13 protein-coding genes are annotated in these 14,814 nt (G+C 60.7%); 1 reads left to right on the top strand and 12 read right to left on the bottom strand.

From position 1 onward, the window contains the following. Positions 1–257 precede the first annotated feature (257 nt). From ACTM86_RS03240 to ACTM86_RS03205, 8 genes are all read right to left on the bottom strand, one after another. Positions 258–701: a GatB/YqeY domain-containing protein gene (locus ACTM86_RS03240; RefSeq protein WP_427795123.1), complete on the bottom strand. Its 444-nt coding sequence runs from the start codon at positions 699–701 to the stop codon at positions 258–260. A 54-nt stretch (positions 702–755) separates the two neighbouring features. Beyond that, complete coding sequence (locus tag ACTM86_RS03235; protein ID WP_441015252.1) at positions 756–1,979, bottom strand: peptidylprolyl isomerase; 1,224 nt, start codon at positions 1,977–1,979, stop codon at positions 756–758. Positions 1,980–2,158: 179 nt separating this feature from the next. Next, positions 2,159–2,626, bottom strand: a complete 468-nt coding sequence (locus ACTM86_RS03230; protein ID WP_441015250.1) for a PTS sugar transporter subunit IIA — start codon at positions 2,624–2,626, stop codon at positions 2,159–2,161. Between the two features lie 65 nt (positions 2,627–2,691). Further along, positions 2,692–3,159, bottom strand: coding sequence for a PIN domain-containing protein (locus ACTM86_RS03225; RefSeq protein ID WP_441015248.1), 468 nt, complete (start codon positions 3,157–3,159; stop codon positions 2,692–2,694). Beyond that, positions 3,156–3,500 (bottom strand): type II toxin-antitoxin system RelB/DinJ family antitoxin, encoded by a 345-nt coding sequence (locus ACTM86_RS03220; protein ID WP_427795604.1) that lies wholly within the window; start codon positions 3,498–3,500, stop codon positions 3,156–3,158. The genes ACTM86_RS03225 and ACTM86_RS03220 overlap by 4 nt, the downstream gene beginning before the upstream one ends. Positions 3,501–3,733: 233 nt before the next feature. Continuing rightward, entirely contained in the window at positions 3,734–4,441 is a 708-nt protein-coding gene (gene purN / locus ACTM86_RS03215; protein ID WP_441015246.1) for a phosphoribosylglycinamide formyltransferase, read from the bottom strand. Beyond that, on the bottom strand, positions 4,431–5,534 hold the full coding sequence (gene purM / locus ACTM86_RS03210; protein WP_427717964.1) for a phosphoribosylformylglycinamidine cyclo-ligase: 1,104 nt from the start codon (positions 5,532–5,534) through the stop codon (positions 4,431–4,433). The genes purN and purM overlap by 11 nt, the downstream gene beginning before the upstream one ends. Before the next feature lie 156 nt (positions 5,535–5,690). Continuing rightward, positions 5,691–7,361, bottom strand: a complete 1,671-nt coding sequence (locus tag ACTM86_RS03205; protein WP_441015244.1) for an amidophosphoribosyltransferase — start codon at positions 7,359–7,361, stop codon at positions 5,691–5,693. Between the two features lie 297 nt (positions 7,362–7,658). Between ACTM86_RS03205 and ACTM86_RS03200 the strand changes: the two genes are divergently transcribed. Further along, positions 7,659–8,888: a putative ABC transporter permease gene (locus ACTM86_RS03200; RefSeq protein ID WP_441015242.1), complete on the top strand. Its 1,230-nt coding sequence runs from the start codon at positions 7,659–7,661 to the stop codon at positions 8,886–8,888. A gap of 106 nt (positions 8,889–8,994) precedes the next feature. Here the strand turns inward: ACTM86_RS03200 and ACTM86_RS03195 are convergent, their stop codons facing one another. From ACTM86_RS03195 to carB, 4 genes are all read right to left on the bottom strand, one after another. Then, entirely contained in the window at positions 8,995–9,411 is a 417-nt protein-coding gene (locus ACTM86_RS03195) for a molybdenum cofactor biosynthesis protein MoaE (protein ID WP_154516726.1), read from the bottom strand. 143 nt (positions 9,412–9,554) lie between these two features. Further along, positions 9,555–10,559, bottom strand: a complete 1,005-nt coding sequence (locus tag ACTM86_RS03190; protein WP_441015240.1) for a class B sortase — start codon at positions 10,557–10,559, stop codon at positions 9,555–9,557. Between the two features lie 36 nt (positions 10,560–10,595). Further along, positions 10,596–11,060 (bottom strand): 5-(carboxyamino)imidazole ribonucleotide mutase, encoded by a 465-nt coding sequence (purE, locus tag ACTM86_RS03185; RefSeq protein ID WP_154516732.1) that lies wholly within the window; start codon positions 11,058–11,060, stop codon positions 10,596–10,598. A 438-nt stretch (positions 11,061–11,498) separates the two neighbouring features. Further along, positions 11,499–14,813 (bottom strand): carbamoyl-phosphate synthase large subunit, encoded by a 3,315-nt coding sequence (gene carB / locus ACTM86_RS03180; protein ID WP_441015238.1) that lies wholly within the window; start codon positions 14,811–14,813, stop codon positions 11,499–11,501. Position 14,814: the final 1 nt, after the last annotated feature.

Here is a 14,814-nt window from a genome sequence, read left to right as displayed (position 1 = left end):
TGGGGACAGGCTTAAATGAGTACCCAGCCCAGCAAAAAGGGGCGCGACCATGACGGCCGCGCCCCTCAAGACCCGAAAATAATACAACCGCCCTTGTTGAGCATAAGTCAGCGAAAACCCGTACACGCGAGCAAGGTGACGTGAAATGAAAGGGCGCAGACCTCATGGTCGCGCCCTTGAAATTGAACGTCAGATTGCCGCGTGTACGGGTTTGCAGCGTCGAGCCGTTACGCGGTTTGGTAAAACCGCGTAACAAATTACGCGAGTTTGCCGCCGACGATCTTTGCCGCGGCCGGTTTATCGAAGTTGCCGCCGGTGGCCTTGCCGAGCGCCCCCATAACCTGGCCCATCTGCTTCTTGGACGTGGCGCCCAGCTCGGCGATGACCTGCTCAATCAGAGCCTCGAGCTCCTCGCCCGAAACCTGCGCGGGCAGTAGGCTCTCCAGAATCTTGACCTGCTCGGTCAGGTTGTCGGTACGATCTTGATCGGTACCGGCCTTGATGGACATCTCCAACGTCTCGCTTGTCTGCTTAATCAGACGCTTGATCATGCTGTTGACGTCTTCCTCGGTCACGTCGCGGCGCTCGTTGACCTCGATGTTCTTAACCTCGGCCTTGACCTGGCGAATGATAGACAGGCGAACCTTGTCCTTGGCCTTCATGGCGGCAATCATTTCCTGCTGCAGCTCTTCGTTGGTCATCTGCAAATCCTCCTCAATAGTGTGGGCGGCACTCGCACGAGCACCGCCCCTTGATTACTCAGTCGTCGACGAATCGTCGGTCGAGCTCTTGGTGACGCCCTTCAGGCTCACGTTATAGGGCACGTCCTTGGGCATGGGGTTGACGGTAATGTCGGCATCCTTCGTGTACTTCTCCAGCCACTCGTTGTATGCCGTGCCCGATGCTTGGGTCTTCACCACATTGGAAACGTACTTCTTAATAGCCTTGGGCACCTGATTGATGTCATCGACCTGGCCATCGACATGGAAGTAGTCGGTGCACTTGATGATGTGGTAGCCATACGTCGACTCGACCACATCGCTCACATCGCCCTTGTTAAGGCCCTCGAGCGCCGTCTGGTAGCTGTCGACAAAGGTGGTGAGCTTATCCCAGCCCACGTCACCCTTCTTCTCCTTGGAACCGGTGTCGTCGGAATACTGCTTCACGGCATCCTCAAAGCTCAGCTCGCCGGAGTTGATCTTATCCAGGCACTCCTGCGCCTTGGCCTTGGCGGCGGCCTTGTCCTCGTCGGAAGCGTCGGAATCAACCTTGATCAGGATGTTCGACGAGCGGCGGGCATCGTTGTAGTTAGACAGGTTCTCGTTAATGTAATCGACAATCTCGCTGTCCTTGGGCTTGCTGGTGGGAGCAACGGCATCCTTAAGCTTCTGCTGCGCCAGGCTCTCCTTGAGCGAATCCTTGTAGGTGTCCTCGGTATAGCCGTAGGTCTTAAGGGTCTCCTTAAAGGTCTTGGCGCCGCCCGCGCTCTTGCAGGCGTCCTTCCAAGCCTTCTCTACTTCCTCGTCCGAAACCGTCACGCCGTTCTCCTTCTGCGCCTGCTGGAGCAGAATCTGCTGCGTATAGGAATCGATGAGCTGTTTGCGGTACTTCTTGGGCGTCAGGTCGTTGTCAACCAGATACTGCGCCCAATCCTCATCCTTGGTATAGCCGTAGGACGTGCGCATGCTCATGATCTGCTTGGTCACGGTGTCCTCGGTGAGGTTGGTGCCGTTGATAGTAGCAGCCACGCCGCCGGTCAGTTTGTAACCCGAGTTATTGTTCTCGGTCTGCGACATCAAACCGGAGCACGCCATGGCCGAGACGGAAAGCAGCATTGCCAGCACGCCGATAACCACCAGAACGATCTTGACGGTCTTAGACACGTACGTCTTGCGCTGCTTCTTGCGAGAGCTGGAGGCAGCGCGGGACCGTTGCTCGGGCGTCGGTGCGGCCTCTGGGTTCTTTTTCTTGTTTGCCATAGTTGGCCTTTCGCATCACGAATCGAACAAACGTCATTGTGTCACAACGCAACCCCGCGGCACACCTGGTGCATGGGAGACAGGTTAATCTGCACCATTTTGGTGCAAAGGGGACAGCTCCGACAGCTAGGGACGTTCCTTTTCTGCCGGCAGTTAGGGACAGTCCCCAAATGCCGGCCCTAGAAGTGGCGGCGGATGGCGTCGACCATGCCCTGGGACGAGGTCTGACCGAGCACGTCGGCTGCGGCGTCAGCATCCATAAAGATATTCATAAGCGCTTGCAGAGCCTCGACCTGGCCGCCCGGCTCGGCAATACCCAGATTGATGATGATCTGCGCCGGCACGGGGGCACCCATGCCCGCCATAGCATTGAACGTCACGGGCGCGGAGGGCTTCATCACCGCGATATAGGGCTTAGCCACAAACCCCGGATCGGTATGCGGAATGGCAATATTGGCCGCCGGCATGGCGAGGCCCGTGGGATAGATGTCCTCGCGCGTACGGACGGCATCGAGCCAACCGGACGCAATGTAGCCGTGCGGAGCAAGCTCGCCCTCGAGTCGCGCAAACACCTCATCCGGCGTCGCGCACTCCCAATCAAAAAACACCAGCTCAGGCGCGAATAGCATCTCGGCGTTATCCGCCATACCATCCTCCAAAGTTGCATGAGGTTCACAATGCCCCATATGATAGCGAAACCAGACAGGCAAGGTTAGCCGAGGATCCCAATCATCTCGAGTGCGCGGGCAGGCGTCAAGCACACCTCGGGCATCGCCTCCATCATGCGCCGGTCGCTCGTGACCACGTAGTCAACATCTGCCGTCTCGCCCGAAGCGATGATGAGGTTGTCTTCGAGATCCGGCATGCGCTTGCCAAGCATGCGCGCCATCTCGCACTCCGCCAACGAAAGCGGAGAGGCAGTTGCCACCTGCATCATATGCTCGATGCAGGCCCATGACGCCGAGGCAAACGAAATGTTAATCCCATTCGCATTCCGCCGGGCCAGACGCCGAGGCAGGATATAGAACACATCCTTTGCCGTCGTGGGCGCGTACAAAAGGTCAATCTTTCCCGCCTCGGCCAGTTCAACCAATCTCTTCGCTTCGTCGAACGCCCCCTCTTGCAGGTAATAATCGAGCCAAACGTTCGTATCTACCAAGAGATGCTTTGCCTCGATCATCGACAATTCGCCTCAATATCGGCAATCATCGTGTCATACATATCATCTCGTACGGCATCCCAGTCTTCCGCAGATGATCCAACTGGCGCAAAATCCGAAGCACTTAGCCCCAGCGATGAAAAAGCTAGGCCACACCCCTGCTCGGCCAGGCTCTCCGCGCGGGGTGCCTCGCGCTTATCCGTCACCATAAATCCCGGCAACGCTTGATGCTCGACAAGATAGGCCCAAAGCGCACGAACGGCATCGCTCGGCCCCAATCCATTGCGTGTCAGGACCGCATCGCCACCAGCCTTGAGCATAGGATCGATTCGTGTGTTGAGCTGCACCGTTGCTGCACCCATAGCGGCTCCTCTCTACTTGCTAGCAGTATAGCAAACATAAAAGGCCACGCAAAAGGGCCCCGCCCACACACAGACGAGGCCCTATCGGATTTCTTGAAATGGGAATGGTGCCCGTCACGTTATCCAGAGCCCAAAATCAAAGAGATATTAAGCTGATTGGGGCACATGTGATTCCAAATGCCCCAATCAGCTTTTTGATAGTTTACGTTGCAACGAAAACCAAGCGAATCCTTTTACGCACGATGGCGCGCCGGATCAATTGCCACCTTACCGCTCTCCAGCACGTGGACGCGGCCGTCAGCGAGCATCTGCACGACTTCGGGATACAGCACGTGCTCGATCGCGTGAATGTGCTCCTCGAGTGTGTCGACATCCCAACCTTCCTCAACAGCCAGCGCGCGCTGGGCGATGATGGGACCGTTGTCGTAGATCTCGTTGGCAAAATGCACGGTCACACCGGTCACCTTGACGCCGCGCGCAAAGGCATCATCGATCGCATGCGCACCGGTAAAGCTCGGCAGCAGCGCCGGATGCAGATTGACAACGCGGTTGGGGAACGCCGCCAGCAGCGGCGTATGCACCATGCGCATGTAACCAGCCATGACCACATACTCGCAGCCGCGCTCGAGAAGCTCGTGCGCAATAATCTCGTCGGCGGCGATAGGGTCGGCGTAGACATCCTTGGAGAGCGTCAGCGTCTGGATACCCGCACGCTCTGCACGCTGCAGGCCCTTGGCCGAAGGACGGCTCGACACCACGAGCTCGATCGAAGCATTGAGCTTGCCGGCGGCGATCAGGTCGATCAGCGCCTGCAGGTTGGTGCCCGAACCGCTGATGAGCACGCCGATCTTGAGCGGCTCGGTGGTATCGGTGCCGGTCGGACGGGTATAGGGCGCAAAACCCAGGCCCTCGGCGGCAGCCGTCTGCTCGTTAGCGCTCATCGGAGTACACGACCTTACCGGAGCCCTCGACGCATTCGCCCACGCGGAACGGCTTCTCGCCCAGCGCGACCAGGGCATCGGTTACCGCGGCCTCATCTTCGGGAGCGACAATCAGGCACAGGCCGACGCCCATGTTGAAGGTCTTGCATGCCTCGTTGGGCGTAAGCTCGGCCTGGTGCGAAACATAGGTGATGACGGGCGGAATGTCCCAGCCCATCTCGGCGCCATTGCGGGTGACCACGGCGTCGACGTCGTCGGCCAGCGCACGGTTAAGATTCTCGGTGATGCCACCGCCGGTGATATGGGCGATGGCGTGCACCGGAGCGCCGCCGCGGAGCAGCTCAAGAATCGGCTTGACGTAGATGCGCGTGGGGGCCAGCAGAGCGTCTGCCAGTGATGCGCCGCCGAGCTCCTCGAGCGGACGGCTCAGCTCCTCGGCCTTAGCGGCGGCCTCGGGCGTACCCGGCTTGATGCCGTCAACGCCGATGACCTTACGCACGAGCGAGTAGCCGTTGGAGTGCACGCCGGTGGAGGGAAGGCCCAGAATCACGTCGCCGGGGCGGACGTTGGCGGGGTCGAGCATCTTGGGACGGTCGACGACACCCACGGTAAAGCCGGCGAGGTCGTAGTCGGCGGGAGCCATGACGCCCGGGTGCTCGGCCATCTCGCCGCCCACGAGCGCGCAGCCCGCGAGCTTGCAGCCATCGGCCACGCCCTTGATGATCTTTGCCATGTGCTCGGCCTCGATGTGGCCGATGGCAACATAGTCCAAAAAGAAGAGCGGCTCGGCGCCCGAAGCCAAAATGTCGTTGACGCACATGGCGACCAGGTCCTGGCCCACCGTCTCGTGACGGTCCATGATCTGGGCGAGGACGAGCTTGGTGCCCACGCCGTCGGTACCGCTGATCAGGATCGGGTCTTCCATATCCTTAAGCGCGGCGGCCGAGAACAGGCCGCCAAAGCCACCGATGCCACCGATAACCTCGGGACGGTTGGTATCCTTAACCATTTGCTTAATAGCGTCGACGGCGCGGCCGCCCTCGGCGGTATCGACGCCGGCATCCTCATACGTCACATGCTTGCTGTCGCTCATCTGAGCCTTCCTCTCCCACTACCGTTTGACACACAGACGCCAAACAGTGCTCATAGTTGCGTTCATATCGGCGCACACCGCAGCGGTGCGCGCCGTCATATCAACAAAACAGCAGGTAAAACCTACCAAAATAAACCTGTCCCTAAATGGCAGGTTTTAGGCCTCGCCGTGCTTCTCTTCCCAGCTGCGGTCATCGTATTTCTCGACCACGGCGTCTTCGCCAAAGTGCAGCGGCTTATCCAGGTTGCGGGGCTTAAAGCCCTCCATAAACTTGTCGCGGCCAAAGCTCTCGGGAATCGCCACGGGATAACGGCCGGTAAAGCACGCATCGCAGTAGCCGCCCTTGGGCATGACCTTCAGCAGGCCCTCGACCGAAAGGAAGGCCAGCGAATCGGCGCCAATGTACTCGCAGATCTCATCGACCGTCTTGTTAGCGCTGATGAGCTGCGACTGCACGTCGGTATCGATGCCGTAGAAGCACGGCCAGATGACCTCGGGCGAGTTGATGCGGATGTGAATCTCCTTGGCGCCGGCGTTGCGCAGCATCTTGACGAGCTGCACCATGGTGGTGCCGCGAACGATGGAGTCGTCGATGACGACCAGGCGCTTGCCCTCGATATTGTCGCGCAATGGATTGAGCTTCATGCGCACGCCCATGGCACGCAGCTCCTGCGTGGGCTCGATAAACGTACGGCCCACATAGCGATTCTTGATGAGGCCCTCGCCAAAGGGAATGCCGCTCTCGCGCGAATAACCCTCCGCAGGCGGCAGACCGGAGTCGGGCACGCCGATGACCAGGTCGGCATCGACGGGCTCCTCGTGTGCCAGCTGACGACCCATGTCGTAACGGCAGGCGTAGACGCTCTTGCCATTCATGATGGAGTCGGGGCGGGCAAAGTAGACCTGCTCAAAGATGCAGTTAGCGGGCTCTTTGGCAGCGGGCACACCCTGCTCGGATACCAGGCCCTCGGCACTGATGCGCAAGATCTCGCCGGGACGGACATCACGGACATACTCGGCGCCCACGATATCGAGTGCACATGTCTCGGAGGCAACGACCCAGCCGCCAGCGCGCGTGACATGAGCGGCAGCGTCGACCCTCGCGGCGTCGTCTTGCGACGGTAGCTGCGAAACGGATGCGGCGTCGGCCTGGTCCAGGCCCTCGTCCACGAGCTTGCCCAGCACCAGCGGACGAATGCCATGCGGGTCGCGGAAAGCGTAGAGTGCCTGCTCGTTGATGAGCGTCATGGCGTAGCCGCCGCGCACGAGCTCCATGGTCTTGCGAATGCCCTCGCGCAGGTGGCCCGTACACTGGGTAAAGTAGCCAATGAGCTTGGTCGCGACCTCGGAATCCGAATTGGAGAGGAACGGCACGCCGAGCTCGATCAGCTGGCGGCGCAGCTCGTCAGTGTTAACCAGGGTGCCGTTGTGCGCAAGCGCGATGATGACGCTGTTGATGGTGGAAAGATGCGGCTGCGAGGCTTCCCAGCTCTTGGCGCCGGCGGTGCCATAGCGCACGTGGCCCACAGCCAACTGGCCGGAGAGCGTCGACAGGTCGGCGTTGGAGAACACGCGATCGAGCAGTCCCAGGTCTTTGCGAACCATAACCGTGCCGCCATCGCCCACGGCGATTCCCGCCGATTCCTGGCCGCGATGCTGCAGCGCACGCAGACCAAAGTACGTCAGTCGAGCCACGTCGCGATCGGGTGCCCACACACCAAAGATGCCGCATTCCTCATGCAGCTGGTCGGAGTCCGGATCATACGTCGACATGGTCGTCAGCCGTCCCGTAGCACGCTCGGCCGCGCGGATGGTTTCTTGAGACATGGCATCCCCTCAGAGCCTCGTTATTTGGCGTTACCTGCCCTATTATACGCACGGCAAGACAAGCACTCCCGCGCATGAACAGCGGTTTTTAAAAGCCCACCGAGCTTATAATCCGTTTTGCGGCCAAACATTTTATCTGGCAACCCGCCCTCGGGGCCAACGGTCCCGTATGTTTCCGTCGCGACGCGTCTCGCCCACCGTTAGGGCTTACATTGCTGCAATTGGGCCATTCGTCCTGTCTTTAAGCAGGTCGGCGGCGTATCCTTGTAACCTACAACAAAACGAGAAAGGTTCCGTATGGATCGAAACGAACTCGACCCCAGCGTCCCCAGCGCCACGGAGGTCAAGAAGATTCCCCTCATCATTAAGGTGTACGCCGTCCTGTGCATCCTGTCCGGCGTAGGCACGCTCCCTTCGGTCGGCGCCTTTATGTGGCAGGTCATCACCGCGCTCATCAACGGCAACGCCGCCGCCAAGCTCGGCGACAACACGCTCGTCGCGGTCGGCCTTATCGTCGCCGGCATCATGCTCTCGGCGGCGAGCGCGGTCATCTTGATCATCTTTGGCCTGGACCTCATCAAGAACCAGCGCCGCAACGCCGCGCGCCTGTCCTATATCCTTATCGCACTTACCGTCGTTGAGCTTTTGGTCGACGTGATGCTCCAGGGTATCGGGCCGTTCTTGCTGCGCCCCGCCATCCAGCTCGGCATCCTCGTCGCGCTTTCGGCCACTGTTGACCCAACGCTTCGTCAGGAGCGCGAACTGCAGCGCCGCTTGCAGGAGATGCTCGATCGCGACGCCGCCGCCGAGGGTATGCTCGGCCGCGATGAGACCGGCGAGGGCTACATCAAGCTCAACTACTTCAACCTGTTCTGGGTATTCTTTGTCTGCTGCGTGCTCGGTCTGATCCTGGAGGACATCTGGCACATGACGGTCGACGATCCAGGCGTCTACCAGAACCGCGCCGGCATGCTATTTGGCCCCTTCAGCCCCATCTACGGATTTGGCGCCGTACTCATGACCATGGTGCTCAACCGCTTCTACAAAAAGAACCCCATCATTATCTTTTTGGTGAGCGCCCTGCTTGGCGCAAGCTTTGAGGTCTTTGTGGGCTGGTTTATGCAGACCTCGTTCGGTGTGGTCTCGTGGAACTACTCGCACATGAAGCTCTTTGGCATGCCCGATCCGCTCGCCGTGCTTACGGGCGGTCGCACCTGCACGGGCTTCGCCTGCCTGTGGGGTCTGGGCGGACTCATCTGGATCAAGCTGCTGCTGCCCAGATTGCTCAAGCTCATTAACATGATTCCCTGGAAGAATCGCTACTCAGCCACCGTCATCTTTACCATCATCATGCTGGTCGACGGCGTCATGACGCTGCAATCGCTCGACTACTGGTACCAGCGTGTCAACGGCACGGCCAGCGATATTCCCGTTGCGCAGTTCTACGGAAAGTACTTCGATAACGAGTATATGGAAAATCGCTTCCAGAGCATGACCATGAGCCCCAAGGACGCCACACGCGTGTAGCGAGCGCCGGCACAAAACAGCCCCAACACACCAAAGCCCGCTGGCAGATTTACCTGAACTGCCAGCGGGCTTTTGCTATAGACGTACACGGGTTGCCGGCTAGGCGTTACGCTTCGCGCTCGACCTCGCTCACGCACTCGTTCTTGATAGTGCCGACGAGCGCCTGCAGCGCATCGACCACGTGCGGGCGAATGTCTCCGCCAATGAGCACGAGCATGATGTCGTCGCCCACGGCAAGCTCGCCGCTCGCCAGCCATACGCGCACATAGCCGATGCCGGGCATCGCGCGCGTCGCCTCGATGGCAGCCTGTACCTTGCTGGCGTCGTAGCCAAACACCACGCCGCCCACCTTGTGGCCCGGCGCCACACCATCGGTCTCGACACCACGGGCCTCAGACTTGGGCGTTGCACGCACCACGCCATTGTGCGTCAGGTACATGCCACACGCCGGCGCCGAAGCGTCGGCCTTGGCTTCGCGCAGCCACGCATCGACCGAAGGCATCAATTTGCCACTTTCAAGCATCGCTTCCCCTTTTTTCCGTCGTCGAGTAGCTAATTTGGGACGGGGCTCTTTTAGCTACCCCCGTCACCCAAACCAGCAAAATCATTCTGCATACCCGGGGTAGCTAAAAGAGCCCCGTCCCAAATTAGCTGCTCCCGAACCACTTATTCCTCGACCGGTGTGAGCACCATGACGGCGCGCGCGTTGCTCAGCGACAGCGAGCGACAAGTCACAAGCGTTACAACCTTGGTTGCCGAGGCAGCACGGTCGGTCGCATCGTTTGCCACGGCCGAGGCGCCATCGAGCATCTCGGACAGATAATTCGTCAGCCCGTCGTCGCCCTCAAAGTTGGTCGCGCGCGCCTTGGAGTACGTATCCTCAACCACCTTGGTCGCCAGCGGTCTCAGCTTATACGTGCCATCGCGCGTGATGTAGTACACGTACTCGATGCTGTCGAACGTCGCCTGGTCGGTGGTGTCCGAGATCACATTAAACATCGATCCGTCGTTCATATGGTGGCCGTAGATTGTCGTCTGCTGGTCCACCATGCCCGGCGCGACATCTTCGAAGTCCAAGAAAATCGCACCCGATGCATTGGACGTACCGTCAAACAGCGTGTTGAGGTATTTAGAGTTGTCCTTGGCCTGCACCACGGGATAGTTGATGTTGGTATCCGGCACATAAATCCATCCCACGATCTCGGGATTTGCCTTAGCAAGAGCGTCAAAATCGACAATCGGCACGCCGCTCGCATCCTTATCGCTCACGTACTGCTTCTCGATCTTTTGGTACGAATCGCTCGCCTGCTTGTAGCCAATCTGTGCATTGATAAAGATGGCGGCAGCGGCAACGATCAGACCGATGCCCACGATGATGAGCAGAATGGGGATAATGGAGCGGCGCTTCTTACGCGGGGGCTCGGTGTAGCTGGACGGAGCGCCGCTCGGTTGCCTCGTCGACCGGGCCTGCTTCTTTGCCGTGCCATATGACGAGGGGCGAAACACAGCCGGCGTATCCTGACGGCGATGGGACGTCGGCGTTACGGGGCGCGGCGCACGAGCCTGTTGAGGAGAGGATGCCCGACCCTGCTGCATGGAGCGGGCCGATCCCGACTTGGATGGATTGGGGATCTGAGAAGCCGAGAAACGTTTTCCCTGATAGTCGGACATGACTCTCCCTATGATTACAACGGAACGGCAAGCCGCTTAAGCGTCAGCCATCTCCTGCTTCATCTTCTCGATAATTGCGCGATACTCGGGATCGCAAGCACCCAGAATCTGCGTGGCGTAGATGGCGGCGTTCTTGGCGCCGTTGATGGCAACGCATGCCACAGGCACGCCCGAAGGCATCTGCACCATCGACAGCAGCGAATCCATGCCGCCCAGATCACTCGTCTTCATAGGCACGCCGATAACCGGCAGCGGCGTAAAGGCAGCCACGACACCGCCCAGATGCGCGGCCTTGCCGGCTGCGGCGATAATCACCTTGATGCCACGGTCGGCGGCAGTCGAGGCCCACTCGTGGACCTTCGCCGGCGTACGGTGCGCGCTGGCAATCACGAGCTCATAGGGCACACCGAGCGCCTCGAGCTCGGCGGTGCAGCCTTCCATAACGCCCAGATCGGACTTGGAACCCATGATGATCCCGACAACCGGCTTTTGATCTGCCATAAACAAAGACCTCCTGTTGAGAGCGGTGACGCGGCCAATCCGCGACCCTTAACTACTGAGAGTAGTATAGCCGCTCCCGTCCCTGCGGTCTGTTGGTGCTCTGCGGCGGCCCGGTGTTTTCATCTTCACTCCGGTTGCTACGCAAAGTCGTTCAGATGAAAACACCGGGCCGCCGCAGAGCACCTTCGACCTACCGGGGATTGCCATGACGTACGTTGGCTGAATAATTAACGTGGGCGCCGCCGTTCGAATGAACGGCGGCGCCCACACTCACTTTTTATTCAACCCTAGTCATTGCGCAAAGCCCCTTCTGCAGCACACGGTGCAACCGAGTCACCGCAGGCCGGGGCGGGAGGCGGACCTTTCTCTCGGAAAACTTCGCGAAGCCCAGTTTCCGAGAGAAAGTGTCCGGCTGCCGCCCCGGCCGACCAGGTCACATTACACCGTGTACTGCGGCAGGTCCTGCAGGGCGATGACGTCCATGCCCATGTCGTTGGCGCTGCCGTGGCCCTGCTGGTCCTCGCGCACCGCCTCGATAGCACTCACGTAGGTATTGGCGGCAGACATCGCCGTCACACAGGTCACGCCGCGGCGCACCGCCTCGGTGCGCAACAGATAGCCGTCGCCGCGCGAGCCCGGGCCGTACGGCGTATTGATGATCACCGCGATCTTGCCATCGGCGATAAGGTCACCGATGTTGGGGCGCCCGCCGTCGTGTGGGCCGCTGATCTTTTCCACGACCTCGCACGTCACGTTGCCTCCGCGCAGCACGCGCGCCGTACCCTCGGTAGAGCAGATGTCAAAGCCCAGATAGCGCAGGATACGGGCGACCGAAAGGATATGGCGCTTGTCGCGATCGCACACGCTAATGAACACCTTGCCGGCGCTCGGATCGGGCAGTTTGTAGTCAATCGCCAGCTGTGTCTTGGCGTATGCCTCGGGATAGCTCTTGGCGACACCCATGACCTCGCCCGTCGACTTCATCTCGGGCCCCAGGATAACGTCAGCTCCCGGGAAACGGCCCCAGGGCATAACGGCCTCCTTCATGCAGAAGCAGTCCAGCTGGCGCTCGTCGCTCGGCAGGCCCAGGCTCGCGATGGAATCGCCCGCCATGATGCGCGCCGCGCACTTGGCCAGCGGCACGCCGGTGGCCTTGGAGATAAACGGCACGGTACGGCTGGCACGCGGGTTGGCCTCGATCACGTAGACGGTCTCGCCCTTGATGGCATACTGCACATTGACCAGGCCGCGAACTCCCAGCGCCATCGCGATGCGGCGCGTGGTCTCGCGGAGCTTCGCCTGCAGACTCTCGCTAAAGCTAAACGGCGGAATGCAAGTCGCGGAGTCACCGGAGTGGATACCGGCCTCCTCGATATGCTCCAGAATACCGCCGATGTAGACCTCCTCGCCGTCGCACAGGGCATCGACATCGGACTCGATCGCGCCCTCCAGGAAGCGGTCGAGGTACACCGGGTAGTCGGGGCTAATGCGGGCAGCCTCGGCCATGTAATCGTGCAGATGCTCGGCATCGTAGGCGATCATCATGCCGCGGCCGCCCAACACATAGCTCGGACGAACCAGCAGCGGGTAGCCGATATGCGCAGCCACGGCCTCGGCCTCCTCAAACGAGGTGGCCTGACCCGCCGGCGGGTACATAATGCCCAGCTTGTCGAGCAGGGCGGCAAAGCGCTCGCGGTCCTCGGCAAAATCGATGGCATCGGGCTTAGTACCCATGATGTTCACGCCGCTCTCCTCGAGCATGCGCGCCAGCTTAAGCGGGGTCTGGCCGCCGAGCGTCACCACGACGCCGTCGGGGCGCTCAACATCGATAACGTCCATGACGTCCTCGTAGGTGAGCGGCTCAAAGTACAGACGATCGGACGTGTCGTAGTCGGTCGAGACGGTCTCGGGGTTGCAGTTGACCATGATGGTCTCGAAGCCACGGGCCGCCAGCGCATAGCTCGCGTGCACGCAGCAGTAGTCAAACTCGATACCCTGGCCGATACGGTTGGGGCCGGCACCCAGAATCATCGCCTTGGGCTTATCTGCCGGCGTGGTCTCGTCGGGGGCAACGCACTTCTTGGCGACCGGGCTCGTGCGGTAGATGTTTTCGTAGGTCTTGTAGTGATACTCCGTGGCACTCGAGAACTCAGCAGCGCAGGTGTCGACCGTCTTCATGCTGGGAACCACGCCCAGACCCTTACGGTAAGCGCGAACAAAGCGCTCGTCCGAGCCGGTCAGCGCGGCAATCTCGGCATCGCTCGTGCCATACTGCTTGAGCAGGCGCATCGCGTCGGCGTCGATGTCCTCCACGCGCAGGCCGCGAATGCTCTCCTGGACCTGCACCATATCGTCGATACGGTTGAGATACCACGGATCGATGCCGCAGATGGCATGGATGCGCGCGACATCCCAGCCACGACGCAGGGCCTCGACCACAAAGAAGATGCGGTGCTCAGTCGGGGTGCCCACGGCCTGAGCGAGCTCGTCGTCGCTCAGCTTATCGGCACCTTCCTTGCCACCAGCGCAAATGCCCTGATGCCCGTCCTCCAGCGAGCGCATGGCCTTGCCAAAGGCCTCCTCAAAGGTGCGGCCGATCGCCATAATCTCGCCCACGGCTTTCATGCGCGTTGTGAGCGTGGGGTCGGTACCCTTGAACTTCTCAAAGGCAAAGCGCGGCACCTTGACCACACAGTAGTCGATCGTGGGCTCAAAGCAGGCAGGCGTGGCTTTGGTGATGTCGTTGACGATCTCGTCGAGCGTGTAGCCCACGGCCAGGCGAGCGGCGGCCTTGGCGATGGGGAAGCCCGTGGCCTTGGAGGCCAGTGCGGACGAACGGCTCACGCGCGGGTTCATCTCGATGACGATCAGGCGACCGGTCTGCGGGTTCACGGCAAACTGCACGTTGGAGCCACCGGTCTCGACGCCGATCTTCTCCAGAATGGCGAGCGAGGCGACACGCATGCGCTGATACTCAAGGTCGGAGAGGGTCTGCGCCGGCGCCACGGTGATGGAGTCGCCGGTATGCACGCCCATGGGGTCGAGGTTCTCGATGGAGCACACGATGATGCCGTTGCCGGCGTGGTCGCGCATGACCTCCATCTCGTACTCTTTCCAACCCTCGATGGACTCCTCGACCAGTACCTCGTGGGCGGGCGAAAGCTCAAGGCCCTGGCTCACGATGGAGACGAGCTCCTCGTGGGTGTGCGCGATGCCGCCGCCGGCGCCGCCCAGGGTAAAGCTCGGGCGCAGCACGCAGGGATATCCCACGCGCTCGGCGATGGCCTCGGCGTCGGCCACGCTGTAGGCATAGCCCGAGCGCGCGACCTCCAGGCCGATCTCGGCCATGGCCTCGTTAAAGAGCTTGCGGTCCTCGCCGCGCTCGATGGCGGCAAGGTCGCAGCCGATCATCTCGACGCCGTACTGGTCGAGCGTGCCGTCCTTTGCCAGCTCGACGGCGGCGTTCAGACCGGTCTGGCCGCCCAGCGTGGGCAGCAGCGCGTCCGGGCGCTCCTTCTTGATCACGCGCTCGATAAATTCGGCGGTGATGGGCTCGACATAGGTGCGGTCGGCCAGACCCGGGTCGGTCATGATGGTCGCCGGGTTGGAGTTGACCAGGATGACCTCAAAGCCATCCTCCTTGAGCACCTTGCAGGCCTGGGCGCCGGAGTAATCGAACTCGCAGGCCTGGCCAATGACGATGGGACCCGAGCCAATGACGAGGATACGCTTGATGTCAGTACGCTTAGGCATG

The sequence above is a fragment of the Collinsella sp. HCP3S3_E11 genome (assembly GCF_052067375.1).
In the GTDB taxonomy this organism is placed as follows: domain Bacteria; phylum Actinomycetota; class Coriobacteriia; order Coriobacteriales; family Coriobacteriaceae; genus Collinsella.
Note: the sequence above shows the minus strand (reverse complement) of the source record. Positions and strands in the feature narration are given on the sequence as shown.

What these genes read in the sequence shown, in the direction of transcription:
- ACTM86_RS03190 (WP_441015240.1), bottom strand. Translation starts at nt 10,559, where the DNA reads ATGTCCGACTATCAGGGAAAACGTTTCTCGGCTTCTCAGATCCCCAAT.
- purM (WP_427717964.1), bottom strand. Translation starts at nt 5,534, where the DNA reads ATGAGCGACAGCAAGCATGTGACGTATGAGGATGCCGGCGTCGATACC.
- ACTM86_RS03205 (WP_441015244.1), bottom strand. Translation starts at nt 7,361, where the DNA reads ATGTCTCAAGAAACCATCCGCGCGGCCGAGCGTGCTACGGGACGGCTG.
- ACTM86_RS03195 (WP_154516726.1), bottom strand. Translation starts at nt 9,411, where the DNA reads ATGCTTGAAAGTGGCAAATTGATGCCTTCGGTCGATGCGTGGCTGCGC.
- ACTM86_RS03220 (WP_427795604.1), bottom strand. Translation starts at nt 3,500, where the DNA reads ATGGGTGCAGCAACGGTGCAGCTCAACACACGAATCGATCCTATGCTC.
- ACTM86_RS03240 (WP_427795123.1), bottom strand. Translation starts at nt 701, where the DNA reads ATGACCAACGAAGAGCTGCAGCAGGAAATGATTGCCGCCATGAAGGCC.
- ACTM86_RS03200 (WP_441015242.1), top strand. Translation starts at nt 7,659, where the DNA reads ATGGATCGAAACGAACTCGACCCCAGCGTCCCCAGCGCCACGGAGGTC.
- carB (WP_441015238.1), bottom strand. Translation starts at nt 14,813, where the DNA reads ATGCCTAAGCGTACTGACATCAAGCGTATCCTCGTCATTGGCTCGGGT.
- purN (WP_441015246.1), bottom strand. Translation starts at nt 4,441, where the DNA reads ATGAGCGCTAACGAGCAGACGGCTGCCGCCGAGGGCCTGGGTTTTGCG.
- purE (WP_154516732.1), bottom strand. Translation starts at nt 11,060, where the DNA reads ATGGCAGATCAAAAGCCGGTTGTCGGGATCATCATGGGTTCCAAGTCC.
- ACTM86_RS03235 (WP_441015252.1), bottom strand. Translation starts at nt 1,979, where the DNA reads ATGGCAAACAAGAAAAAGAACCCAGAGGCCGCACCGACGCCCGAGCAA.
- ACTM86_RS03230 (WP_441015250.1), bottom strand. Translation starts at nt 2,626, where the DNA reads ATGGCGGATAACGCCGAGATGCTATTCGCGCCTGAGCTGGTGTTTTTT.
- ACTM86_RS03225 (WP_441015248.1), bottom strand. Translation starts at nt 3,159, where the DNA reads ATGATCGAGGCAAAGCATCTCTTGGTAGATACGAACGTTTGGCTCGAT.